This is a genomic window from Rahnella sp. NRRL B-41462 (assembly GCF_003263525.1).
In the GTDB taxonomy this organism is placed as follows: Bacteria; Pseudomonadota; Gammaproteobacteria; order Enterobacterales; family Enterobacteriaceae; genus Rahnella; species Rahnella aceris.
The window spans coordinates 38,749-64,306 of the sequence record NZ_JYDF01000038.1 but is presented as its reverse complement, the minus strand read 5'-3'; the positions used below and the strand labels follow the sequence as shown (position 1 = coordinate 64,306).

The window sequence follows — 25,558 nt, the reverse complement described above, 5'->3', positions numbered from 1 at the left end:
AGAGAGTAACACCGTGTCCCGTTCCCAGCGTTTGCTTGATTTAATTCAGATCCTCCGCCGCCACCGGTTTCCGGTGACCGGGTTAACGCTGGCTGCGGAACTCAATATCAGCGTCAGAACGCTCTACCGGGATATCGCAACATTGCAGGAGCAGGGAGCCGATATTCAGGGCGAGCCGGGGCTGGGATATATTTTGCGCCCCGGTTTCATGCTTCCTCCTCTGATGTTTTCTGAGGATGAAATCCAGGCACTGGTGTTGGGTTCCCGCTGGGTATCCAGACGTAGCGACGGGCAACTGAGCGCGGCAGCAAAAAACGCGCTTGCCAAAATTGCAGCGGTGCTGCCCGAAGATCTGCGCATGTCTTTGGAATCGACAACCTTACTCATCGGCCCAGCAGACAATTCTGGCGCAGACGCAGCCTTATTACCGCAAATCCGTCAGGCAATTAAAGACGAACGTAAAATTGAAATTGTTTATCGCAGCCTGAAAAATGAAAGTTCCTCCCGGGTGATCTGGCCATTTGCCCTCGGTTATTTCGATCAGGTTCAGATACTGATCGCATGGTGCGAGTCGCGTCAGAGCTTTCGTCATTTCCGCACCGACTGCATTATGTCTCTCAAACGAACGGATGAGCGCTACCCAAGGCGGCGTCAGAGATTGCTGAAAGAGTGGCAGGATAAGGAACAAATCTCACCTCAGTAACCCGAATCACTCCTGACAGAAACTGGCAGTGGTGGCCACTAAGATACTCAGTAACAGACATCAAACCGGATGTCTTTTCATTCCTGAGGGGCCACTAATGATTGATTCAAACTTCGTTATTTTGTACGTCAACAATCCGCAGGTCAGCGCCAGATTCTATGAAGAACTTCTGGAAAAACAACCCGTTGAGGCTTCAGCCACTTTCGCCATGTTTGTTCTACCCTCAGGGATGAGGCTGGGCCTTTGGTCAAAGCATACTGTCGAACCCGCCGCTGAAGGTTATGCCGGAAATGGTGAGATCGTCTTTTCTGCTGACAGCAATGAACAGGTCGATGCTCTCTGCTCTCTCTGGCGCGATAAGGGACTTGAGATAATGCAGGAACCTGTTGAGATGGATTTCGGCTATACCTTTCTCGCGTTAGATCCTGACGGGTATCGCCTGCGGGTTTACCGGTTGTCGATAGAGTAAACAGCTCAACCCGGAGCGCCCTCACAGGCGCTCTGCTTAAATCAACGGGTTCTGATACGCATTCCAGCGATTGCCGCAGATGTTTCGTTATTCCGGTCAGTCCTTGCGCCGGATCTTTCCCAAACACCTGTTTCAGGATATGTTTATGACGAAACAGACCGGCGAACGTCTGATGGTTATCCCTGAAGTCATACTGTTGAAGGATAAATTCTATGCTGGAACTGAGACCCAACTGCGAGTGTTGCAATACCGATCTCCCCCCTGCTGCTGATGCCAGAATTTGCTCGTTTGAATGCACATTCTGTGTAACCTGTGCCGAAGACAAACTTCACGGGATATGCCCCAACTGTGGCGGAGAACTCGTTGCCCGTCCGCGCAGACCGGCCAATAAACTGGCCAATAATCCGGCGTCCATAACACGGGTATTTAAGCCAGAGGGCTGTGCTTCTTAGTTCCGCGCAGTGTCACGCCAGAGTTTCAGCCGCTGGCGTGCTTTCATCCAAAACAACGGTCATCTGTCTTCTCCTTACTTCAGGACATATAAACGCTTCTGTTTCCTGAAACTGAACTAAAGTTATCCTTCTCCTGCCACTCCCGCTGCATAAAGGGAGTCAAAGAATTCTATAACATTATTATTAAAAAGGATTTTTATGCCCCGCATCACTTCTCTGGTTTCTTCATCTGCACTGATCGGTTCGGTTTTTCTGCTCACCGGATGTCCGCCTCCGCCTGATTTAACCCAGTTGCAGCGCCCTGGCAGCACCATAGATGACGCGCGTGTTGCGATGGGGCAATGCGGCGTCCCGCTTCCGGGGCCGGAACCTTCTTTTACCGACAATGAAACGGTGCTGTATTACCAGTGCATGGAGGGAAAAGGATTTACCTATAAGGGTGATTTCCATATTTGCGATTACTACAAAAACACCCCTGCCTGCATCGAGAAACAGCAGGGACATCCGCTGAGTCAGCGGCAGCTCGAAGCGCTACCTTTTGTCGCCGATAAGGGTTTTCACCCGATCAAACCGGATTCAGGCCGGGATGAGTCACAGCTCATCAGCTGGCGTAAAGCGGGCGCCTCACTGCATTTTTCACACGCTGTGGAGAACGATAAGCTCGCGTTACAAATGATGTATGAATGCGGATATCCGAAACCGCTAGGCTCGGTTCCTTTCGTTCCGACCATTCTTAAGGCCGCGAAAGTTCAGCAATGCATGCTGGATAAAGGTTTTGAACCGAAACATAAACTCATGCTGGTTTGCCGCAATTATCCGCAAGTGACAGGCTGCGGGAAATAGCGAAACCTATGTCCAGATTTCCCTGCCATCCGGCATTGAAGTGGTCAACAAATACACGATGGTTCATCAAGATGGTAAATCTACGAAGTCGAGAATATCTATGAATTTTCTGAGAATGACTGCTTCACTCTCGTCCACCAGAGATCCATAACCCCAATTTGCAAATGCAAACGACATTTCGTATCCCTGGGCGGCCTCAAAATCATTCTTATTGTCTCCGATCATTATCTTATGAAGCTTACCGTAATCGGCACGTGCTACAACTGCGTGTAGGTGTCTGGGGTCAGGTTGGAAGAGTGGAGATAGGTTATGTTGGTTCAGCGGCATTTTTTGGGGTACTCCAGGAACAGGTCCAGCGGTTTCGCAATAAATGGCCCGACGTTATGCTTAACACGAAGGAATTACCCACCGAGCAGATCCTGCCACTCCTGGAGGAAGGCAGGATAGATTTGGCTTTTGTCCGAACGCCCGTGCATCTGCCTCTGTCTGTCTCCAGCCATGTCATGGCACGGGACCGATTCTGTGTGGCTCTGCCGGCAGACCACGCTCTGTCGAAGATGTCGACGGACATTCTCCCGCGCGCGCTTTCCAATGAGTCGTTTGTGATCCCAGAACAAGGTCTGGGCTTGCGTGAGGTCGCAAGGCGCGGAAAATTCGATCCACATATCGTCTCGTCGCCCGGAACTCTGGTTGCGGTGTTGACACAAGTAGCGCTGGGTATGGGTGTCGCAATCATTCCCAGTGTGCTGATCAACACGATTCAATTGCCGAATGTCGTTTTCAGAGAAATTGCCGGCCCTGCTATTGTTTCGGAGGTGGCGGCACTATTTCGAAGGCATGAGCGATTGCCAACGGTGCGCAATCTTATTGAACAGATGCTCGAGACTGACTGCCGCGCAGCTTTAGCATGGTTTTACACACCTATGGCTCAAAGTATGGAAATACGCGTCCCTTGAATACTCAGCGCAAAATCTGCACCAAATACTTTAGCTGGCGTCTGAAATCCAGGCTGGCTTGTTCCGCTAAGCACCCGCCTGACGGCTTCGACCGCAGCGAGTGGCGTATAGGAATATCCGTTGACCGTTTCAATGACTGCATGGTGAATGTCACCATCAACCCCGGTCATTTCTACCACTGCACGAGCGACATTACCTGCGCGCTCTTCCTGAGAGGGGCCATCAGGCAAGCGTGATAAATCTCCGGATGGAAAGGCATCGCCACTCACATGGACATACATTTCAATATTTGGAATGCCGGTTGAATGCCATGCAGTAACAAGATCACCGAAAGAGAGTGGCGCACATTCTACTTTCCCTTCACCAAAATCAAAAAAGTCTGTTTTGGCATCGGTTTTCGTCGTCAGTTCACCATTGACCCTGGCAAGCAGACCCGCGCTGATAATCTCTCCCACACTGAAGGCCGAACCCCGTGACATTGAGCCTGCAACCTGCAGCGCAATTCTCAAGCGTACTGGCTCATGCACCTTTTCAGCTATCGTCACCGCGAGACAATCCGTTGGCACAACATCCCATCCCACACCAGGCAGTAACATGACCCTGGCCGTGGAGGCGAGATCATGCAGTGACTCAGCCAGCCGATAAACGTTGATTTCGGCAGTAATATCCAGGTAATGAACACCCTGAATAATGCAGGCTCGCATCAGTGATTCTGAGGTATGAGCAAAAGGACCGGCGCAGTTCAATACAACCGTTATCCCGTCTAAATGACGAGGGAGAGCCCCGGCATCATCCAACGCAAAAGCATGGGCCCTTACGTCCAATGTTTTCGCCAGTTCATCCAGTTTTTCTTTATTTCTGCCGGCAATCACGAAATTGAGACCAGCGTCTTTTGCCTGTTTGGCAATCATGCGTCCGGTATAACCGGTGGCACCGTAAATAAGTAATGTTTTCATGATGAGGTGTGCTGCCAACTTTTATAGACGAATTCCAGGGTGTAGCCGTCGGGATCGATAACGCCGGCAGCGTAATAACGGGGATCATAATAAAGGCGTGCGCCCGGCGCACCATTGTCAGCGGCTCCCGCACTCATTGCTGCGGCATAGGCTTCATCAACCCTTTCTTTGCTATTAGCGACAAAGCCAACGTGCGTGGCCCCGCCTGCAGCGTCCCCCTCGCGCAGCCAGAAAAATATCCGGCCGTTGGCACCAAAGCCTTTGAGGTCAGGATGCCCCGGCGGCCCATCATTTCCGTCATAGTCCAGGCGAACGGTGACGCCGAGAGGCGCCAGGGCTGCGGTGTAAAACGCAACGGATCGCCCGATTTCAGTCACCGATAGAAAGATATGATCGATCATAGAGCCTCCTGTCATCATTAAATGTGATAGCCGCCAGCCACTTCGATGGACTGAGCATTAACCCAGCCATTTTCATCCGACACCAGACTCGCAATGGCCTTACCTACATCGTCAGGCTCCCCAACGCGTCCAAGCGCTGTTTGTGAAGCGAGTAAGGCTTCGAACTCATCATTCAGGCCGCCGCCCAGGCCGGTACGAATGGCACCTGGAGAAATAGCGTTTGCGCGAATACGGCGTGGCCCAAACTCCTTGGCCATATAGCGTGTCAGTACCTCGAGCCCTCCTTTGAAAGCGGCATAAGGCGCCACACCTGAAGTCGCAACGCGTGTCGTTGCGCTGGTCACATTCACGATGTGCCCCCCATCAGCAAGGACGGGCAAAAGAGCCTGTGTCAGGAAGAACGGGCCTTTAAGGTGAACATTGAACAGACTGTCGAACTCATTTTCTGTCACCGTTTCAATCGGGTTAAAAAGGCCGAAACCGGCATTGTTGATCAGTACATCAAAATCAGAACGTTGCCAGAAACGGTGTAGTAAATCCTCAAGGGTCTTCCTAAAGGTAAGGAAAGTTTCAGAGCGCGAAACGTCAAGCTGGACAGCGATAGCCTTACCGCCAGTCGCTTCGATTTGTTTGATAACCTTGTCAGCGGCTTCGGGATGATTATGGTAGGTGAGTACCACGCCCATACCGCGTGCGGCACACTGGATAGCCGTACTGGCTCCTATACCCCTGCTTCCACCTGTTACAAGAATAACTTTCATGATGTTTCCTTTCTCTGTGTTTGCGTTGGAGTAATAGTAAGGTAAGGGTCAAACAGGGGCTTCCGTGTTCCTGCTCGATTCTTGCCTGTTTCTGCTTTATGCTCCTTTCAACGATGAGACCGAGGATGTAAGACATGATGATGCAATCCCAGCTTGATGAGCTTTGTGGTCTTGCCGCACACGCCAGCAACTGGCGAACGGAGACGGGGATCCCACGCGTCGCGATGGTTCAGGGAAATATTCCGGCTTCGGCACTGGCTGCGGTTTATGAGCCAATGATCAATCTGATCCTCAGGGGAAGTAAGTCGATGACGGTGGGAGACCGGGTTTTCAACTATGACCCGGCCTCGTATTTTGTGATGTCGGTTGATTTACCTGCAGTGGGTGCTGTTCATCCGTCTGCGACGGGAGAACCGTATCTGGCGGTGAGTCTGACCCTGGAACCTCAACGGGTGGCTGCTATGCTGGACGATTTACCTCAATCAGCCATGAAAAACAGACCGGAAGGCGCGTTCTCTGTTGCCTCAGTGACATCGGAACTTCTTGATGCGTGGGTCAGAATGCTGCGTCTGATGAAGACCCCCGACGATATCCCCGCCCTCGCGCCCAATTATGAGCGCGAAATTCTGTATCACGTATTGAAAGGACCGCATGGCTGGATGCTGAGGGACATTGCCTCTCCGGGCACGATGTTGGCCCGAATCGGCAATGCCATTCGCTGGTTAAGACATAATTTTACAGAAGAGTTTGTCGTTGAATCATTGGCCGAACGGGAGGCGATGAGCGTATCGGCTTTTCATCGTCACTTTAAAGCCGTCACGGCCATGAGTCCTTTACAGTATCAAAAGCGCGTTAGGCTACTTCATGCCAGAACGATGTTATTAGGCAGGCAACAAAGCGTGACGTTTGTTGCCCAGGAAGTGGGGTACAGGAGTGTGCCCCAGTTTAACAGGGATTACGCCCGCATCTTTGGTCTGCCACCGCTAAAGGATGTTGCCCATCTGCGAAAGGTCATCAATGTGCGTGACAATCCGTAGTCACACCACAGGAAAACTTTGCGATCTTTGATGTGTACAATCGACACATAAGAATAACAGGTGGATGGAAAATTTTTTTGGAGTCTGAAAAATGGAGTGAGTACGGGAATTTTGGCGAAGCCAGCATAGCGACAACGAATTACATTACGGGGTATTACGGCCAGACAGCGCCCACTGAAAGCCTGCAGGCACTGTTTTCCATAACTTCGCAGATGGCATTTTTATTGTTTGAGTTCCCTTCACGGTGAGCGATTTCTCAGCCCACGCAATCCCTTTTATTGTACGAATACGTTTTTTCAGTCATCCCCTGCGTATAGTCATATTCCACCCGCAAACCATATTTCTGCACCATCGCGGTGGTACAAAAGAACCGGATGAAACGTGCTCTGCTCTGCGTTTCAAGCTGATATCTGTCAGCCGGATATTTTCTATTGCGTAGGTGTAGTTAAGTGTCTGACCATCTATTCTCGCATCTTGCACAACGGTATAAAAATCCAGTCTGAACGGGTACACGCCTTTCGCATGTTCTCTGTCGATTTGCTGACTGAAATTATGCCAGGCTTCCTCAGGCGAATCGGTCATGAGGTTTTTAACCCCGAGGCCAAGACCGGATGTGATTACCGCACACAGAAAGGGCAGTATCATGACTTTTCGTCCGCTCATATCCTGCAATTGCATTCCCGAGTGATACCAGAAAGTACCGATTACTCCGCCAGAAAAATTCAGCGATATTGTTCGTTTAACCTCGGACAGGAGAATTAAAATGCCTCATACCCCACGCGACGTGCAAATCCGCAATGTTAACACCGGGAAAAATGTCGTGATTTACGAACCCGCTAATGTGTATGACTGTATTCTCGGTGATGACGTTTTTGTCGGGCCCTTTGTGGAAATTCAGGCCAACACCAGCATCGGACAGGGGACAAAAATCCAGTCGCATACCTTTATTTGTGAATATGTCACTGTCGGGGAAAACTGCTTTATCGGCCACGGAGTGATGTTTGCGAACGATATGTTTGAGGCAGGAAAACCCGATCCCGACCGGGATTCATGGGCCAGGATCCGCGTGGGTAACGATGTGGCTGTTGGCAGCGGTGCGACCATTCTGGGCGTCACAATCTGCGATGGCGCAGTGATTGGTGCGGGAAGCGTAGTGACGAAAGACATCACTGTGAAAGGTGTTTACGCCGGAAATCCGGCGCGATGGCTACGGGCGTTGTAGCCATAAAAAAGGCCGCTTTCGCGGCCTTTCAGATTTCAGAGCTTATGACAGCTAATTATTTAGCGTCAGCGTCTGGCAGTGCGTAAGCGATGATGTAATCGCCCAGTTTGGTGCCGAACGAACCGTGACCGCCTGCTGCGATAACAACGTACTGTTTGCCATTCACAGAGTAAGTCATTGGGGTCGCCTGGCCACCTGCTGGCAGACGAGCTTCCCACAGTTTGTCACCGTTGCTCATATCAAATGCACGCAGGTAGTTATCTGCGGTCGCTGCGATGAAGAACACATTACCGGCGGTAGAAATCGGTGCGCCCAACATTGGCATACCCATTTTGAACGGCAGCGGTAATGGTGAGCTGTCACGCACGGTACCGATACGTTTTTTCCACACGATATCGTTGGTTTTCAGGTCAACGCCGGAGATGTAACCCCATGAAGGCTGTTTACAAGGGAAGCCCAGCGGAGACAGGAACGGGTTCAGCGTCACGCCAAATGGCACGCCGTACTGTGGCTGAATGCCTGTCTCAGTACCGGAACCGCCTTTATCGTTCTCATCTGGCTCTATAGGGTTGCCAGGACCACGTGGGATCAGTTTAGACACGAACGGCAGTGCGATCGGGTTAGCGATAGCCACCTGACGGTCGGTATCCACAGAAATACCGCCCCACTCGAACATACCGAGGTTACCCGGGAACACCAGCGTGCCCTGCTCGGATGGCGGTGTGAAGGTGCCTTCATAACGCAGTTTGTGGAAGATCACACGACACATCAGCTGGTCATAGATCGTTGCGCCCCACATGTCTTTACCGGTCAGTTTGGCTTCCGGACGGAAAGTCAGTTCGGAGAACGGCTGAGTCGGAGAAACGTGGTCGCCTTTCGCTGCGCCTTGCGGAACAGGTTTTTCAGGTGCGTCAACAATCAGCTTACCGTCACGGCGATCCAGCACGAAGATGTTACCGGTTTTGGTCGGTACATAAATCGCAGGAACTTTGTTGCCGCTCTTGTCAGTGATATCAGCCAGCGTTGGCTGCGCCGGAACGTCCATATCCCACAGGTCGTGATGAACGGTCTGATAGAACCAGGCCAGTTTACCGGTGGTCGCATTCAGCGCCAGCAGGCCGCTCGCATAACGTTCCATTTCCGGAGTACGGTTGCCGCCCCAGATATCTGGTGTCGCTACGCCGATTGGCAGGTAGACCAGATCCAGTTTGTCATCATAAGCCGCAGGCGCCCATGAGTTCGGGGAGTTTGGCGTGAAGTGCTGACCATCTTCAGGGATTTTGTTTGGCTCAGCCGCACCCGGATCGAAGGCCCACAGCAGTTTGCCGGTTTCCACATCAAAGCCACGGATCACGCCGGAAGGCTCGCGGTTTGAGTAGTTATCGGTAACCGCACCCGCCACGATGATCACAGATTTAGTGATGATTGGCGGTGACGTTGGCTCGTAGTGGCCTGGCGTTGCGTAAGGCATGTTGCCTTGCAGGTTCAGCTCACCGTTGTTACCGAATGCCGGGCAACGTGCGCCGGTTTCAGCGTCCAGCGCAAACAGACGGCCATCGTTGACCGGCAGAATGATACGACGTGAACAGACAGCAGGCGCTGCGCCATTAGCCGCATCACCTTGTGCAGCAGGTGTGGTCTCATGATAAGACACACCGCGACAGGTCACGTGCTGGAAGGTCGGGTTAGAATTGAGCTGCGGATCGAACTTCCACTTCTCTTTACCGGTCGCGGCATCCAGAGCAAACAGCTTCTGGTGCGGCGTACACAGGTAAAGCATGTCGCCGATTTTGATTGGCGTCACTTCGTCAGTGATTTCGCCCGGATCGTTCGGGGTCTTCAGGTCACCGGTACGGAAAGTCCAGGCCACGTCGAGCTTGCTGACGTTTTTATCGTTGATCTGGTTCAGTGGCGAGTAACGGGTACCGCCCTGAGTACGGCCATAGGCCGGCCAGTCACTGGCAGGAACGCCGGAATCGGTTGCTGCCGGTGCAGCATCGGCAGCTTTAAGGGTGCCGTTGATTTCCTGCGGATCGTTGAAGACGGAGTACGCCAGCACAATCACGGTGAACAGCAGGGAAACGGCCAGAGCGCCGCGTGCGAAAGCATTTTTCGCCAGCATCTGGTTATACACAACCGGCAGCAGGATCCACAGGCCCAGGAAGAAGGTGACGTCTAAACGCGGCGTCAGTGCCCAGAAGTCTGTGCCTACTTCCCACACCGCCCACACCGTGGTGCCGAACAGGAAGATTGCGTACAGCAGTAATGCAGAAGAGCGACGGCGATACAGCAACCACGCGGTAACCAGCGAGATAACACCGGCAATAATGTAATAAAGAGAACCACCTAATTTTGCCAGCCAGATACCGCCGACAAGAAGATAAATCCCGCTTAACGCGGCGAACAAAGCGGTAATTATGACGACGATGCGTGATAACGAGGCTTTCGTTTCCATAGTTGATGACCTTACTGATTTTTTATAATCGTCGATTCAGGCATGAGCCGAATCTTCAAGAACATCCGGTTCTCACCGGGTGTCATTCCTTGCATGTGCTGCCCCGCTTCAAAAAGTGCAGGTAACGGGCAGCACCGCGTGGTTCATTGTTCTGCTGACTGAACGTACTGACTAAAAGTTATTCGAAACTATAAGAAAGCGTAGCGCCGCCACCGTAGTTTCTGCCAGGTGCCGGTTCGAAATAACGGCCATTGCCTTCATTAACAATCACAGAACCGACATAATTTCTGTCGAACAGGTTGTCGACGCGGGTAAACAAATCGAGCGTCACTTTGTTCCAGTTGAAGCGGTAACCCGCATTCACGCTGGCCACGGTATAAGCGGGGGCCTGTTCACTGTTTTCGTCGTTTACTTCAATGTCGCTCATGTATCGCACATCGGCGCCCGCGTGCCAGCCGTCAACCGGCGCCCACTCAAGAGAAGCGTAGCCCATGTTGCGCGCAATACCCGGCAGTCGGTTGCCTGCTGGTGTGCAATCACCCGCGCCACAGGTCTCGTTGCGGAAAGTAGCATCGAGCAGCGTCCAGGCCATTTTCACGCGCCAGTTTTCTTCAATCTGCTGATCTAACGACAGTTCCAGACCGCGACGGCGTGTCTTACCGGCGTTGGTGTAGCTTGACCGCCCGCCGACACTTTGTGCCACAATCAGCTCGTCATCGGTATCGGTCTGGAAGACGGCAGCGGTCACTAAACCGTTGCCCACGCGCCATTTGCTGCCCAGTTCCACGGTGTTACTGGTGGAAGGTTCCAGTCCCAGATTCAGGCCAGATTTACCGTCGGTGCGGTAAGAAAGCTCGTTAATGGTCGGCGTTTCGAAACCGCGCCCGGCCGAAATATAAGTGTTCAGTGCAGGCGTCACGGCATAGTTCAGGGACGCCATCGGCAGCAGTTTGTGATAACGGCGCGAACCGCTGTCATCAGGGTTGCTGCCGGTAATGTAATAATCCTGCGAGTCGAAACTCACGGTGCTGTAACGCGCACCGGCATCCAGCGTCCAGCGCGATGTCAGGTTCCACGTGGTTTGCAGATAGGGATCGAGGTTCCACATCACGTTCTTTTCGTTACGGCGTTCGTCGCCTTTCACGCCCAGATCGCCTTCATCATTGAAGTTTTCATAACCGAAACGACGCTCGGTCATGGTTTCATAATCCAGCCCGCCGGTGACGGAAAACGGCACGGAACCTATCTGATCGTCATGTTTCCAGCGGGTATCCACACCGGAATACTTACGTTCCAGAACAATCACCCCGCCCGCGTTCAGCGGATTTTTCTGCGATGCCGCCGGAATGGTCTGGTATTGCGTCGTGTGGCGTTCGCCGTGATAAGTCATCAGGCTGAACTCGTCGTTTTCGCCCATCTGACGCTGATAGCGTAACCCGACTTGTGTCTGATCCAGACTCTTACGGGCGTTGTACTGATCGGCGCGTTTGGCCTGCTTCGGGTCATCATGCCATTCAGATTCTGTCAGGCCACCCGGATCGTTGGCATCCACGGACACGCTGTTAAACATCAGCGTCAGGGTACTGTCATCATCAATACGCACGCCCAGTTTGCCGTTGCCGAGATTTTTCTGCGTACCGCTATGGTCACGGTAGCCGTCAGTGGTGAAACGGGAACCGGAAATCAGGTAATTCACATCACCGGCATGGGTGCCGTCGCCGGTTGCGCCGCTGGCTTTGACGCTGTTACGAAACGAACCGTAGCTGCCGAAATAAGTGCCCGCTTCCAGTCTGGCAGGCTGTGAACCGGTTTGGGTATCGACGTTCACCACGCCGCCGGAGGCGTTGCCGTACAGCGCTGAGAACGGCCCGCGGAGCACTTCAACACGCTCTACCGAGTTCAGATCGATATTGGAGGTCTGTCCCTGCCCGTCCGGCATGGTGGCAGGAATACCATCAACGTAAATACGCACACCGCGCACGCCATACATGGAACGGCTGCCGAATCCGCGAACGGAAAGTTGCAGATCCTGCGCATAGTTCTGGCGGTTCTGAACCTGTAAACCGGGGACGCTGCCAAGGCTTTCAGACAGATTGACCTGCGCTTTGCTGTTTCTGAAATCCCCGCCATCAATCACGCTGACTGCCGCCGGGGTATCGAGTTCGGATAATTTACCGGTGCTTTCACGCTTGATGACCATCATTGTTGATGAGCCGGCGGTGTCACCCGCATCATCTTTCGGCGACGCTGTCGAAGACTGGGCGTAACTGACTGATACCGGGTTAAAAAATGACAAAAACGTGATGATAAAAGCAGAGGTTTTGGCGTTCACTTTATGAGTTCTTTTGTTTTACGTTAAAAGGTTGAGTCAAAAAATACGACGCATCTCTCAATTCTGGACATAAGAAGTAGACATAAATTGACCAATCTGATTGAGAGCCGTGAAGGGGCTCACTATAGATTTTTTCTTCCTGTTAGTACATACGCAACTTTACAAATATAACTTTTTAACAAAATACCGCACGCAGTGTACATCTGACGCCATTTTCAAATTCTATCTCCGCGCAAAATACAGGGTTTTATTCGTCTGATACCGTTTATATTCCGACACAAAATAAACATCCGCTTTCATTCGAAAAATCATCCAACGATCTCCCGGTATTTATCCGCGCCTCAGTGGTAACGATTACACAATATACAACCAACTGATAATTAGGTGATTTACCGGAAAACAAAAATGCACCTGATGCGTATTTATCAGAGAATATTCTCAGCTGGCTAATTCCTTTTTGTCTTTCGAAATCCAGACGAAGGCGCAGACCTCAGAATAAATATAGACCACTATTTCAAGACAGCGGCATATTCATCGCTGTTTTTTCAGACGATAAGTTCCGTGTAATGAAACCGTGGCGTCTTTACAAAAGATATAAAATGGAGAATTCTCACGGCGCTTAAAATACCCGCAAATAAACCCGGGGAAACGTTTTCACCGCATCCTGCGGGTCAGCGGCTTTATGACTTTTTTGTCATCCGCAGGTCACTCCTCTGTCAGAGCGCCACACGCAAAGTGGCATCACACACTGAGTTTCATTTCTGATCACAGTAAAAGAGGTCGTGCCATGCGTTTACGTGTAGTTTCAACATTGTTGTTTGCCGCCACTGCGGCGTTCGGTTCCCAGGCAGCCACCGCTGCGCCAGTGAAAAATATCGTGCTGGTTCACGGCGCATTTGTTGGCGGCTCTGGCTGGCGTCCGGTGTATGACATTCTGACCCGCGATGGCTATAAAGTGACACTGGTACAGGAACCACTGACGTCGTTTGCCGAAGACGTTGCAGCCACTAAACGTATTCTGGACAGGCAAAACGGCCCTGCCATTTTGGTCGGCCACAGTTATGGCGGCGCGATTATTACTGAAGCAGGCAACGATCCGCACGTAGCGGGGCTGGTGTATATCGCGGCGCATGCGCTGGACAACGGGGAAACCGAAGCGATTAACGGTAAGAAATTCCCGAACTCAGCGCATCCGTTTGTGAAAACGCCGGACGGTTTCCTGTACATCAATCCGGCCAATTTCCCGTCTGATTTCGCCGCAGACCTGCCACGTAAACAGGCTGAATTTGAAGCGCAGGCCCAGATGCTGACATCCGCCAGCGTATTTACTGCGAACATTCCTGATCCGGCCTGGAAAGTGAAACCGAGCTGGTACATGGTGGCGAAGGCCGACAAGATCATTAACCCTGATTTAGAACGCATGTACGCCAAACGCGCACACAGCCACACCGTGGAAATCGCAGGCGCCAGCCATTCCGTTTATGAATCACATCCAAAAGAAGTGGCCGCACTGATTGAGCAGGCGGCAATGGGGGCAGTGAAGTAAAGGCAGGCAACGCCCCCCGGTTACGCCCTGCGGGTAAACGCAATCATCAGGGAAAGGGCATAGACGACGCTGCCCAGAAATACAGCGGGGGCGAGACTGTCAAACAGATGTCCGGGTTGGGCATCTGAGTACAATACCAGCGCGACGACGGAAATCCCCATCATGGCGCCGGGTATGTGGATCCAGCGGGTCAGGCGTTCTTTTTGCTTTTTGTAGGCAGCAAATTCCTGATTTGTTCTTTCCAGCGCATTACTGAGCCGTTCGCAGTCTTCTTCGTTATCACACAAGCGTTCGGCCAGGCGGCTGTTTTCATCTTCCAGCTCGGCCATCTGCTTCTTCAGTTTTGCCTTTTCGTTCTTCGCGTTCTGCCCTTCATACTCTTCGAGTTTCAGGCTGGCCCGTAGCTGCGTGATTTTACGGTTCGCCTCGGCCGTCAGTTCTTTCTGCTGTCCGAGCAGGGCGTAATTCCCGTCAGCACGGCGGTTGGCGGCATGGCGTTTATCTTCTTCCTCACGCACCCGGCGTTCCGACTCGGTTTCCAGCCGGGTTAAACGCTGTTGCAGCGCATCACGCGCCGCCGCCATCGCGGTCATCTGACTGCCGGTATACGCAATCAGGCTGTTGGCGGCATCGAGTTCTGCGGAGTTTGAATGGCCGTCTGCACGCTGGCGCGAACGCAACAATGCCAGTTCATCGGCGTGCTGCTTTTTCTGTATGTCAGATTGTCGAAGCAGTTCGCTGATGCGGGTGTTAAGACGCAACAACTCCCCTTTCATCCGCTCAGCGTCTTCTGTATTGCCTTTGCCTGTTTGGTTACGCGCAACGGCCAGTTCATTCTTCAGGCTGCACACCTGTTTTTCCAGTGAGGCGAGCTTTTCGAGCGTGACGGCGGTGTCTTTATAAACAGTTTTTACTTTTGCCTTATCTGTCTCGGCGCGGCTGAAACTGATGCCTCTGAGCGCGCTTTCCACTTCGCGGGCGATGGTTGTTTTATCCATGGCTTTCATCCGGTTGCACGCACTGGCCAGGAAAGTGGCTGCTTCGTTGCTGTTACCGGTTCCAAATGCTTGTTTGATAAGGCTCTGTATCACGCTCATGGTTGCCGCACTCACTTGCCGTAAAAAGTCAGGGCACGCCCGTTGTGCACCCGTTTACTGATTGTATCAGATAGGATTTATTTTATTTACAGGAGTTATTTTAAGCGGGGTGAGTACAGCAGGATCCGTGGGTTTTCGGACTTAAAGCGCGATCACCCGCAGGCTTTGGACGCCTTTGGCACCCAGCATCAGCGCACTTTCGCTGTCAGCGATCGCCGCCGGGCCGGTGACCATAATCGCGTAACGGGCATTAAAAGGCTGCGGCTGACGGTGGGCGAGATGCAGATGTTCGATGATGTGGTTAACGTCGAGCAGCACGACCAGGTTTTTAGCCATCGCGCTGAGGGTGTTCACACAAAGTTGCGGATCACTGAGAAAGACTGCGCCGGTTTCTGCGACACCAAAACAGGCACGGACCACGCCGACATCAACATCTTTCAGCGATGCCGCCTGAGTACGGGCGTCGAGACTCCTCTCTGCGATAATCTCCGGCGTGGCGGAGCAAAACAGCGAGTCTGCCGGATATAACCCGCGCAGATAGGCATTCAGCGTGGTGTAGCCATTTTGCGGTGCCCGCAGGAACCGGTCATCCCAGATACCGCCCATCAGGGTCAGCGCACGGCCAAATTCTTGCTGCGGATGGGATTTTTCAGCCGGTGGCGGGAACAGCGTTTGCATGAATTTATGCTGACGAATGCCGGTCAGGAAATCGTTGCGGCTCATGGGGTTTCCTTGTCAGGTGAAAGTCAGCAAAACCGGAGTCAGGTTCCCCTGCTCCGGCCACAGTGTGTTAATTAATGGAACTGCAGGTACGCGACATGCGTTTGCAGATATTCCTGCAAGCCATGTTTACCGTCGGCACCACCGACGCCCGACTTACGCCAGCCCGCATGGAAGCCCTGCATGGCTTCGAAGTTTTCACGGTTGATGTAAGTCTCGCCGAATTTCAGCTGTTTCAGCGCTTTCATCGCCGTATTTATATTGCTGGTGTAAATCGATGACGTCAGGCCATATTCGCTGTCGTTTGCCATGGCAATCGCCTCATCCAGCGTTTTGAACGTGGCGACCGGCAGCACCGGACCAAACACTTCTTCATGCATGATCGGCATGTCCTGCTTCACATCCACCAGCACCGTCGGCTGATAGAAGAAACCTTTGTCGCCATGACGTTTGCCGCCCAGCAGCACTTTTGCGCCCTGTGACACGGCTTTCGCCACTTTATCTTCCACACGCTGCAATGCCGCCGCGCTGATCAGCGGTCCCATATCCAGCTCTTTTTGCTCGGCGGTATTGCCGAACGTCACTTTTTTCATCGCTTCGCTGATGCGCGAAATGAATTCGTCGTATACGCCTTCCTGCACGTAAACACGCTCCGCGCAGTTACACACCTGCCCGGTATTGATGACGCGCGAGCTCACGATGGCTTTCACCGCCAGATCCAAATCGGCGTCATTCATCACGATGGCTGGTGCTTTACCGCCCAGTTCCAGTGAGACTTTAGTGACGTTCTGTGCCGCCGCAGTCATGGTGGCGATACCTGCAGCCACGCTCCCGGTCAGACTGACCATGCCGACTTTAGGATTCGCCGCCAGTTCCTGCCCGACGGTCGGGCCGTAGCCGGTGACAATATTCAGCACACCTTTTGGCAGGCCGATTTTGTGAATAATTTCCGCGAAAATCACCGCATTGTTTGGCGTGATTTCACTCGGTTTGATGACGATGGTATTGCCGGTGATCAGCGCCGGGGCGGCTTTACGGGCGATCAGGAAGAACGGGAAGTTCCACGGCAGAATACCGGTGGTCACGCCGATGGCTTTGCGGAACACAAAGATGTTTTCATTTGGCCGGTCACTCTGAATGATTTCGCCTTCGTAACGGCGTGCCCATTCCGCCATGTAATCAAGGTAGTCGGCGGTGAACAGTACTTCGGTTTGCGCCAGGCCGTAAGTTTTGCCGCCTTCCGCGATAATGGTTTCCGTCAGTTCAGCCTCGCGCTCACGAATACCGTCGGCGATTTTATGCAGCCACACGCCGCGCTCTACCGCAGGTAACGCTTCCCAGCCCGGCTGCGCCGCTTCTGCTGCATCAATGGCTTTTCTGGCGTCTTCTGCTGAGCCTTCAGGGATCTGCGAAATCACCTGTTCTGTCGCCGGGTTCACAACGTCGATCCACTTACCGCCGGTGTTTTCAACGAACTCGCCGTTGATGTACATACGTTTCTGAACTGTGCTCATGTAAGGGTCTCCAAAATACGGATAGAGTTGATGAACGAGTTGTTAATAAAAAAGTTCTTTTTTGTGAAGTTTTAACAGCCTGTTCTATCCGTCTGGTTTTTACCTTTCCGTGATTGCCACTTAATTTTAAGAAATGGCAAAAATGTCATGGTCGGACGGCCCGACATAACAATTTTGCAAAATACAGGGTTCCGCTTACTGATACTGACGAACACTTCTGGGTGCATAGCCAAATTCACGTTTAAACAATGTGGAGAAGTAATTGCTGTCGCAGAAACCACAGTTGTGGGCAATCTCGGTGATCGGGCTGTCGCTGAAACGCAGCATGTTGCGCGCATTGAGCAGACGCAGGCGGTTGAGGTAATTGAGCGGCGTGCAGCCGGTTTGTTGTTTCATCTGACGATGCAAGGTACGCAGCGACATCGAGAACTGCGCGGCCAGTGCCGGCCAGTCGATTTCCTCATCATAATGCTCATTCATCCAGTCCAGAACATTGTTCAGATCACCGCCCTGCCCGCGATATCCGACATCACGGCTGCCTTTGCGCAGCAATAATAAGAGCTGCATAAAATATAATTCCTGCTGAGCCTGAGATTCCGGCGATTGCGTGGCGGGTTGTCGCGCCAGCAAATTAATCAGCGTTTTGGCCTGCACAATCTGAGTCGGGCTGATGCGCCAGTGCGCCGGATACACCCCGTCCACTTCCTGCGGCAATAAATCACCGACGCCATTAAGGAAACGAAACGCGTTCGGGCTGCGATACAGCACGTTGGTCAGATGCAGGTTTTCGGTATCTTCATAAAGATGATGGTCGCTGTGACGCACAAAACAGACGCTCCCCGCGCTGAGGATCAGCGGCTGGTCATTAAAAACGTGCGTGCCGGTACCTTGCTCGACCAGGACAATTTCATTGAAATCCTGATGATGATGTTCAGGAAAAGTTTCCTGCGGATAACGGGGTTCAATGGCGACCGGGAAATCTCCTGAGGGGAAATACTCACTACTGCGTAACACGGTCATTTCCGACTCCTTATTAACACTATCGTAATATCTTAGTCGTCGCCGGGGCAGCCATCGGGCTGAAACTGTGATCCGCCAGCCGCTTTTGAACAAAACATTTCCCGCCTGATGAAATCCGGTGCAATCCGGCGTACTGCGTAGCTTTATGCCTTATTTCAGTGCGGTCTTCTGAAACCGGTAATGTGTGTTTTTCTGACCGTTTAGCCTGCCTGAAATAAGATTGTTATCAAATTGTGAGGTTGTTCGCTCAAACCTTTGCGTCTTTGCCATAGTTCGCACTGAACTGGCACTCGCGGAAAGGTGAGGCTGTCAGCAACCTCCTAGAGTCGTGATCATGCGCCTGGCGCGTCGGCAACTTTTTGGTCGTTAAACTTTATGCGGACTTATGCGGAGTACAAAAAATGAAATTAAAACACGTACTGAGCCTTACCCTGATGGCGAGCAGCATCCTGCTGGCAGGCGCGGCATCGGCAGAAGTGAAGATCGCCCTGGTAGCAAAATCGTTGGGTAATGGTTTTTTTGAAGCAGCAAACGTTGGCGCACAGCAGGCAGCTAAAGAACTGGGCGATGTGAAAGTGATTTATACCGGCCCGACCACCACTACCGCCGAGGCGCAAATAGAAGTGCTCAATGGCCTGATCGCCCAGGGCGTCGATGCCATTGCTGTCTCCGCCAATGACCCGGATGCGCTGGTGCCGGTGCTGAAAAAAGCCATGCAACGTGGCATTAAAGTCGTGTCGTGGGATTCCGGTGTCGCCAAAGAGGGCCGCCAGATCCACCTTAATCCGTCTAACAACGCGCTGATTGGCGAAACCAACGTCAAACTGGCCGCCGATGCGCTGAAAGCCCTGAACGTAGAAAAAGGCGATGTAGCCATCCTGAGCGCCACGCCAACCTCCACCAACCAGAATCTGTGGATTGCGGAAATGAAAAAAGTGCTGCCGAAATACCCTTCGGTGAATCTGGTGACGGTCGCTTATGGCGATGATCTGTCAGATAAAAGCTACCGCGAAACCATTGGCCTGCTGAAATCCTATCCGGACCTGAAAGTGATTATTTCCCCTTCTTCCGTGGGTATCGTGGCGGCCGCACAGGCAGTGAAAGATCAGGGCAAAATCGGCAAGGTGTATGTAACGGGACTGGGGCTGCCGTCTGAAATGGCGGGCGCAATAAAATCGGGCGCAACCAAAAGTTTTGCTATCTGGAACCCGATTGATCTGGGTTACGCCGCCACTTATCTGGCTGATGATTTGGTGAAAGGCACCGCCACTAAAACCGAAGCCAGCATGGGCCGTTTAGGCAAAGTGAAACTCGATGCAGACGGCAGCGGCGCAATGGCTGAACCGTTTGTCTACGACGCCAGCAACATCGATAAATTCTCTAAAATCTTCTGATCCTGAATGCGGCTGACCGGGTTACCGTTCAGCCGTTTTGTTGTACTTAGCCAGACAGGGGAAACTCCATGAGTGATTCAGCGACACCGTTGTTGTCATTGAAGGGCATCAGCAAAGTCTTTCCGGGTGTCAGGGCGTTAAATAACGTTCATGTGGATTTGTATCCGGGAAAAGTAACCGCCCTGATTGGCGAAAACGGCGCGGGGAAATCGACGCTGGTGAAAGTCATGACCGGCATTTATCAGCCGGAAGAAGGCGAGTTGCACTATAAAGCCATTCCGATAAAACTGCCGAATCCGGAATCCGCACACAAAATCGGCATCACCGCCATTCATCAGGAAACCGTGCTGTTTGACGAGCTTTCCGTGACCGAGAATATCTTCGTCGGTCACTATCTTTACCGCGGCATTTTTAAACGTCTGAACTGGCCGGCGATGCATCAGCAGGCACGCGATATTCTGACGCGTCTGGAAGTAAACATTGATCCGCATGCCATTCTGAAAGAGTTAAGCATTGCGCAGCGCCATATGGTGGCCATCGCCCGTGCGCTGTCGTTTGATGCGCAGGTGGTCATTCTCGACGAACCCACCGCCGCCCTGTCTCAGCATGAAATCGTTGAGTTTTATCAGATTGTCGAACGCCTGAAACAGGAGGGTAAAGCGATTCTGTTTATCTCGCACAAATTCGACGAGATCTTCTCCATTTCCGATTATTACACCGTTTTGCGCGACGGCAGCTATGTCGGATCCGGCAAAATCAGCGACATCAGTGAACAGCAGATGGTGACCATGATGGTAGGACGTGAAGTCAGTCAGGCTTACCCGAAAGTGAACTGCGAACCGGGCGACACGGTACTGGAAGTGCAAAACCTCAGCCATCCGACCGAATTCGCAGGCATTAACTTCTCACTGCGCAAAGGCGAAATCCTCGGTTTTTACGGGCTGGTCGGTGCGGGAAGAACCGAACTGATGCAGGCGTTATTTGGCGTCACGCAACCGAACGGCGGCAAAATTCTGATCAACGGCAAAGAACACCATTTTTCCCGCCCTTCTCAGGCCATCCGCGCGGGGATTGTGTATGTGCCGGAAGAGCGCCAGAAACAAGGCGCGATTATTGATTTGCCCATCAGCCAGAACATCAGCCTGCCGCAGCTCAGCCAGCTTAATCCGCGCGGCGTGCTCAACGACAAAAAAGAGTGGGCGCTGGCCGATGATTACGCCAGACGGTTGCAGGTGAAAGCGTCAAGCTGGAAACAGGCCGTCGGCACGCTGTCGGGCGGAAATCAGCAGAAAGTGGTGATCGCCAAATGGCTGGCGACCAAACCGGACATCATCATTCTCGATGAACCGACCAAAGGCATTGATATCGGCTCGAAAGCGGCAGTGCATCAGTTTATGTCTGAACTGGTCGGGCGCGGGCTGGCAGTGATTATGGTGTCTTCCGAATTACCGGAAGTCATGGGCATGGCCGATCGCATCATTGTGATGCATGAAGGACTGATGGTCGCCGAATTCAACGCCGGTGAAGCCAGCGCAGAAATGATTGTCAGTGCCGCCAGCGGCGCGGGCGAGGAGGCAGCATGATCAGAAACCTGCTGAAATATCGCGAGCTGCTGCTGGCGGTGGTGATAGTGCTGATGGTGCTGGGCGTCGGCGTGCGCTCGCCGGAGTTTATCGGTGCCGGAAACCTGCTGGAGATGTTTAACGATACCTCGATTCTGATCATCCTGGCGCTCGGCCAGATGATGGTGTTGCTGACCAAAGGTATCGATTTGTCGATGGCCGCCAATCTGGCGCTGACCGGCATGATCGTCGCGCTGATTAACTTCCATCACCCCGATATTCCGGTGTGGTCACTGGTATTACTGGCCACTGTACTCGGGCTGGTGATGGGCGCGATTAATGGCCTCCTGGTATGGAAAGTCGGTATTCCGCCGATTGTGGTGACGCTCGGCACCATGAGCATTTATCGCGGCATTATCTTCCTGCTCTCAAACGGCGGCTGGATCAATGCCCATCAGATGAGCCCGGAATTCCTCAGTCTGCCACGCGCCACCTTTATTGGTCTGCCGCTGCTTGGCTGGTGTGCGATTGCCGCACTCATTCTGGTGGCGTATTTCCTGCGTTACAGCCGGACCGGACGCGCACTTTACACGGCTGGCGGCAACGCCACGGCGGCGTATTACACCGGCATCAACGCAGGCAAAATGCAGTTCGTCAGCTTCTGCCTTTCCGGCGCGCTGGCGGGTTTCTGCGGCTATCTGTGGATCTCACGCTTCGCCGTGGCTTACGTGGACGTCGCCAACGGCTTTGAATTACAAATTGTTGCAGCCTGCGTCATTGGCGGGATCAGCACCATGGGCGGCATCGGCTCGGTGGTCGGTTGCCTGCTGGGCGCGCTGTTCCTCGGCGTCATCAACAATGCCCTGCCGGTGATTGAAGTGTCGCCGTTCTGGCAGATGGCGATTTCTGGCGGCGTGATTGTGATTGCCGTCATCCTCAACGAACGCGCCAACAAACGTAAAGGACGGCTGATTCTGCGCCACTCTCCCGCCGTCCAGCCTGTGCGAACTGAAACCGGGGTAAGATCATGAACAAGACCTTAACGTCGCGCAACACGCCGCACTCCGCTGCCGGAGAAAACACCACCATGGCTGTCACGCCGTTTTTCCGCCGCCTGATGTGCTGGGAAGGATTTTTACTGCTGGTGACGCTGCTGGTATTTGTGGTGAATGCGTTCGCCTCGCCGTATTTCCTCAATATATGGAACCTGTCGGACGCAACGTTTAACTTCACCGAAAAAGCCATCATTGTGCTGCCGATGGCGATGCTGATTATCGCCCGGGAAATCGATTTGTCGGTCGCTTCAACCATGGCGCTGAGTTCCACCATTATGGGATTCTGCGCGCAGGCCGGTTTGCCAACACCGGCGCTGGTCGGTGTCGGATTGAGCGTCGGCCTGTTGTGCGGGCTGATTAACGGCCTGCTGGTCACCCGGCTGAATCTGTCGTCTATCGTGATTACCATCGGCACCATGAGTTTGTTCCGTGGCATCACCTACGTGCTGCTCGGCGATCAGTCGCTGAATAAATATCCCGCCAGTTTCGCGTGGTTTGGTCAGGGCTATGTCTGGGGGCCCTTGTCGTTTGAATTCGCGCTGTTCCTGGTGCTGGGCGCGGTGTTTTATTTCCTGCTGCACAAAACTAACTTTGGACGCCGCACCTATGCCATCGGCAACAATCCGGTCGCCGCGTGGTACTCCGGGATTAACGTGAAACGCCATAATCTGACGCTGTTCGTGCTGGTCGGCGTAATGTCCGGACTGGCGGCGGTACTGCTGACGTCACGGCTTGGCAGCACGCGGCCAACACTGGCTCTCGGCTGGGAACTGAGCGTGATTACCATGGCCGTGCTCGGCGGTGTCAGCGTGCTCGGTGGTTCCGGCAGCATGACCGGCGTAATTATTGCCGCGTTTCTGATGGGGCTGCTGACTTTCGGCCTCAGTCTGCTGAATGTGCCGGGCATCGTGATGTCGGTGATTGTCGGTGCGATGTTGATCGTGGTGATTTCACTGCCGGTGCTGTACCGCAAGGTTCTGGCGCGGGGGAAATAGCGGTGTAACTCCCCCGTCTTCGGGCGGGGGGTGTCGAATGAGTCATTGACGTTCAGTGTGAGGATTGCGTTTCAATGCCTTCACGTAATGCTTCCGCCAGTTTATCGAGCATAAAACTGATAAATGCCGTGCAGTCACTGGCACGATCGCATTCGCCAAGAATGCGGTAGTAATCCTGCTGCTGATTATGGATCAGCGTTTCTACCGGCAGCCAGGCGAGCTCTGAACGCCACTGGCTGAGGATCAGCGTCTGCCATAAGCGCCCCATCCTGCCGTTACCGTCAGCAAACGGGTGAATAAATTCAAACTCATAATGGAAAATCGAACTGGCGATGAGCGGGTGGATATCCGTTTCCTTCAGCCAGTTCAGCAAATCTGATATCAGACGCGGGAGTTGCCCGGCCGGTGGTGCCATATGAATCAGCCGATTGTCACGATACACACCCACATTGCCGCTGCGCAGGTGGCCGGGCGCATCCACCAGTCCGAGCATCAGCGTCTGGTGAGCTTTCAGAACATCCTCAAGACGATGACTTTTCAATGCCGGTAACTGTTCGTACGTCAGAATGGCGTTACGCACTTCCTGAATATCTTTTTGCGGCGCCAGCACGCGTTTGCCTTCCATAATGGCGGTCACCTGCGGTGTCGACAGGCTGTTGTGTTCGATAGCGAGTGAAGCCTGAATCGTGCGGATACGGTTTTCTTTTCGCAGCAGCACAGATGACTGTTCAGCATGCGCAGCCCAACGCCCCAGCAATTCCCCGACGTCCACAACCCGGTTGAGGATCTGCGGTGTGATACTGTACGGAGGCTGATAACCTGCCATTCAGTGCTCCTTGTTGAAATAGTGATGGGGCATAGTATCACGCGGCAAAATCTTCAAAAATCCCTCATTCATCATGGCTCTTGATCCCTGCCGCCCTCCTCCCGTAGTTTAAACAAACACAGGGTTTCTGAATGTCTTGATAAAAAAGGATAACGCATGAGAATTTTAGTGGTGGGAGCTGGCGCGACCGGCGGATATTTTGGTGCGCGGCTGGCGCAGGCCGGGCAGGATGTGACGTTTCTTTTACGTGAAAAACGCGCGCTTGTGGTTGAGCAAAACGGGCTGACGATTCACAGTCCGCACGGTGATTTCCATTTCCAGCCCAATGTCTTACAGGCATCGCAGCTGACCGGGCCTTATGACCTGATTTTGCTGACTGTAAAAAGTTTCGGGCTGGAAGCGGCAATGAAAGATATCGCACCGGTTGTCGGTGAAAACACCATGGTGATGCCGGTACTTAACGGGATGAAACATATGGAGACGCTGAGCCTGCGTTTTGGTGAGCATGCGTTAATCGGTGGTTTGTGCAAAATCAACGCGACGCTGGATACTGACGGACATATTCACCAGATGACGCCAATGCATCAGATTATTTACGGTGAACTCTCCGGCGAAAAAACTGAACGCATCCTGAAAGTCGATCAGGCATTCCAGAGTGCGGATATCGAGGCGGTGCTTTCTGAAACCATTATCAGTGATTTGTGGGAGAAATGGCTGCTGCTTTCAAGCTTCGGCGCCATCACCTGCACCATGCGCGGCAATATCGGCCAAGTGGCTTCTGCGCCGGGCGGGACGGAGTTTGCGAATGCCATTGTCACCGAGGCGCTGACCACCATGAAAGCCTTTGGCTACGCGGAACGCGCCGCTTCCGTGGCAAAAGTCAGGGACGCTGTCACTGATAAAAACTCGCCGCAAACCTCTTCCATGTACCGCGATATGATGCAGGGTTACCCCATCGAAGCTGAGCAGATTATTGGCGATCTGGTAGAACGTGCTACGCGTGTGGGGATTACTATTCCGCTGTTACAGGCGGCGTATACGCATTTGTGTGTTTATCAGAAGAACGGCGTAAAACAGTAAAGTTTTTGCGCCTGTTTATGCAAGTTAAAATGCTGAACGGGCGCATTCAACATTCATCCCAATGATAACCCGCCATGAATAATAAACATCTGAAAATCAGTCTATTACAACAGTCGCTAATTGTGCCTGGCTGAACAAAGGAATAATTTGAAGCCTCACTTT

22 protein-coding genes and 1 pseudogene are annotated in these 25,558 nt (G+C 52.8%); 13 read left to right on the top strand and 10 right to left on the bottom strand.

What is annotated here, in order from left to right:
* The first annotated feature begins 13 nt into the window (after positions 1-13).
* The 5 genes from UC14_RS10555 to UC14_RS10535 all read left to right on the top strand — a co-directional run bounded on the left by UC14_RS10555 (position 14) and on the right by UC14_RS10535 (position 3,423).
* Positions 14-703 (top strand): YafY family protein, encoded by a 690-nt coding sequence (locus tag UC14_RS10555; RefSeq protein WP_013578048.1) that lies wholly within the window; start codon positions 14-16, stop codon positions 701-703.
* 97 nt (positions 704-800) lie between these two features.
* Positions 801-1,172 (top strand): VOC family protein, encoded by a 372-nt coding sequence (locus tag UC14_RS10550; protein ID WP_095925464.1) that lies wholly within the window; start codon positions 801-803, stop codon positions 1,170-1,172.
* A gap of 212 nt (positions 1,173-1,384) precedes the next feature.
* Entirely contained in the window at positions 1,385-1,624 is a 240-nt protein-coding gene (locus tag UC14_RS10545) for a DUF1272 domain-containing protein (protein WP_072012244.1), read from the top strand.
* 198 nt (positions 1,625-1,822) lie between these two features.
* Entirely contained in the window at positions 1,823-2,467 is a 645-nt protein-coding gene (locus UC14_RS10540; RefSeq protein ID WP_112197661.1) for a hypothetical protein, read from the top strand.
* Between the two features lie 296 nt (positions 2,468-2,763).
* A complete protein-coding gene (locus tag UC14_RS10535; protein ID WP_014416637.1) occupies positions 2,764-3,423 on the top strand; it encodes a LysR family substrate-binding domain-containing protein in 660 nt (219 codons plus the stop codon).
* Here the strand turns inward: UC14_RS10535 and UC14_RS10530 are convergent.
* The 3 genes from UC14_RS10530 to UC14_RS10520 are packed head-to-tail and all read right to left on the bottom strand — an operon-like array spanning position 3,396 to position 5,541.
* Positions 3,396-4,379 (bottom strand): trans-acting enoyl reductase family protein, encoded by a 984-nt coding sequence (locus tag UC14_RS10530; RefSeq protein ID WP_112197660.1) that lies wholly within the window; start codon positions 4,377-4,379, stop codon positions 3,396-3,398. The two genes, UC14_RS10535 and UC14_RS10530, sit on opposite strands and share 28 nt — an antisense overlap.
* The gene (locus UC14_RS10525; protein ID WP_013578042.1) at positions 4,376-4,780 is read right to left on the bottom strand and encodes a VOC family protein; all 405 of its coding nucleotides are present in this window, start codon (positions 4,778-4,780) and stop codon (positions 4,376-4,378) included. Before UC14_RS10525 ends, UC14_RS10530 begins: the two co-directional genes overlap by 4 nt.
* A 17-nt stretch (positions 4,781-4,797) precedes the next feature.
* A complete protein-coding gene (locus UC14_RS10520; RefSeq protein WP_112197659.1) occupies positions 4,798-5,541 on the bottom strand; it encodes an SDR family NAD(P)-dependent oxidoreductase in 744 nt (247 codons plus the stop codon).
* Positions 5,542-5,675: 134 nt separating this feature from the next.
* On the opposite strand from UC14_RS10520, the gene UC14_RS10515 reads away from it, so the two are divergent.
* Entirely contained in the window at positions 5,676-6,578 is a 903-nt protein-coding gene (locus tag UC14_RS10515) for an AraC family transcriptional regulator (RefSeq protein WP_013578040.1), read from the top strand.
* Positions 6,579-7,341: 763 nt separating this feature from the next.
* Positions 7,342-7,800: an acyltransferase gene (locus tag UC14_RS10505; RefSeq protein ID WP_112197658.1), complete on the top strand. Its 459-nt coding sequence runs from the start codon at positions 7,342-7,344 to the stop codon at positions 7,798-7,800.
* A 55-nt stretch (positions 7,801-7,855) separates the two neighbouring features.
* Here the strand turns inward: UC14_RS10505 and UC14_RS10500 are convergent, their stop codons facing one another.
* Both UC14_RS10500 and pqqU read right to left on the bottom strand, forming a co-directional pair.
* The gene (locus UC14_RS10500) at positions 7,856-10,255 is read right to left on the bottom strand and encodes a glucose/quinate/shikimate family membrane-bound PQQ-dependent dehydrogenase (RefSeq protein WP_112197657.1); all 2,400 of its coding nucleotides are present in this window, start codon (positions 10,253-10,255) and stop codon (positions 7,856-7,858) included.
* A 178-nt stretch (positions 10,256-10,433) separates the two neighbouring features.
* On the bottom strand, positions 10,434-12,587 hold the full coding sequence (gene pqqU / locus UC14_RS10495; RefSeq protein ID WP_112197656.1) for a TonB-dependent receptor PqqU: 2,154 nt from the start codon (positions 12,585-12,587) through the stop codon (positions 10,434-10,436).
* A gap of 787 nt (positions 12,588-13,374) precedes the next feature.
* Here pqqU and UC14_RS10490 point away from each other — a divergent pair.
* Positions 13,375-14,133 (top strand): alpha/beta hydrolase, encoded by a 759-nt coding sequence (locus UC14_RS10490; protein ID WP_112151465.1) that lies wholly within the window; start codon positions 13,375-13,377, stop codon positions 14,131-14,133.
* 20 nt (positions 14,134-14,153) lie between these two features.
* Here the strand turns inward: UC14_RS10490 and UC14_RS10485 are convergent, their stop codons facing one another.
* From UC14_RS10485 to rhaS (UC14_RS10470), 4 genes are all read right to left on the bottom strand, one after another.
* On the bottom strand, positions 14,154-15,230 hold the full coding sequence (locus tag UC14_RS10485) for a hypothetical protein (RefSeq protein WP_112197655.1): 1,077 nt from the start codon (positions 15,228-15,230) through the stop codon (positions 14,154-14,156).
* 141 nt (positions 15,231-15,371) lie between these two features.
* Positions 15,372-15,953, bottom strand: coding sequence for an LUD domain-containing protein (locus UC14_RS10480; protein ID WP_013578032.1), 582 nt, complete (start codon positions 15,951-15,953; stop codon positions 15,372-15,374).
* Positions 15,954-16,024: 71 nt separating this feature from the next.
* Positions 16,025-17,464 (bottom strand): aldehyde dehydrogenase, encoded by a 1,440-nt coding sequence (gene aldA / locus UC14_RS10475; RefSeq protein WP_037032738.1) that lies wholly within the window; start codon positions 17,462-17,464, stop codon positions 16,025-16,027.
* A gap of 195 nt (positions 17,465-17,659) precedes the next feature.
* Positions 17,660-18,484, bottom strand: a complete 825-nt coding sequence (gene rhaS, locus UC14_RS10470; RefSeq protein ID WP_013578030.1) for an HTH-type transcriptional activator RhaS — start codon at positions 18,482-18,484, stop codon at positions 17,660-17,662.
* Positions 18,485-18,885: 401 nt separating this feature from the next.
* On the opposite strand from rhaS (UC14_RS10470), the gene rhaS (UC14_RS10465) reads away from it, so the two are divergent.
* From rhaS (UC14_RS10465) to UC14_RS10450, 4 genes are all read left to right on the top strand, one after another.
* Positions 18,886-19,878: a rhamnose ABC transporter substrate-binding protein gene (rhaS, locus tag UC14_RS10465; protein ID WP_112197654.1), complete on the top strand. Its 993-nt coding sequence runs from the start codon at positions 18,886-18,888 to the stop codon at positions 19,876-19,878.
* A gap of 68 nt (positions 19,879-19,946) precedes the next feature.
* A complete protein-coding gene (locus tag UC14_RS10460) occupies positions 19,947-21,461 on the top strand; it encodes a sugar ABC transporter ATP-binding protein (protein ID WP_037032735.1) in 1,515 nt (504 codons plus the stop codon).
* On the top strand, positions 21,458-22,471 hold the full coding sequence (locus UC14_RS10455; protein ID WP_013578027.1) for an ABC transporter permease: 1,014 nt from the start codon (positions 21,458-21,460) through the stop codon (positions 22,469-22,471). The genes UC14_RS10460 and UC14_RS10455 overlap by 4 nt, the downstream gene beginning before the upstream one ends.
* A 56-nt stretch (positions 22,472-22,527) precedes the next feature.
* Positions 22,528-23,490: an ABC transporter permease gene (locus tag UC14_RS10450; protein WP_099049221.1), complete on the top strand. Its 963-nt coding sequence runs from the start codon at positions 22,528-22,530 to the stop codon at positions 23,488-23,490.
* Positions 23,491-23,545: 55 nt separating this feature from the next.
* Here the strand turns inward: UC14_RS10450 and UC14_RS10445 are convergent.
* A pseudogene (locus UC14_RS10445) lies at positions 23,546-24,316 on the bottom strand (Fic family protein); the annotation flags it as partial.
* Positions 24,317-24,472: 156 nt separating this feature from the next.
* On the opposite strand from UC14_RS10445, the gene UC14_RS10440 reads away from it, so the two are divergent.
* On the top strand, positions 24,473-25,396 hold the full coding sequence (locus UC14_RS10440) for a ketopantoate reductase family protein (RefSeq protein WP_112197652.1): 924 nt from the start codon (positions 24,473-24,475) through the stop codon (positions 25,394-25,396).
* Positions 25,397-25,558 lie beyond the last annotated feature (162 nt).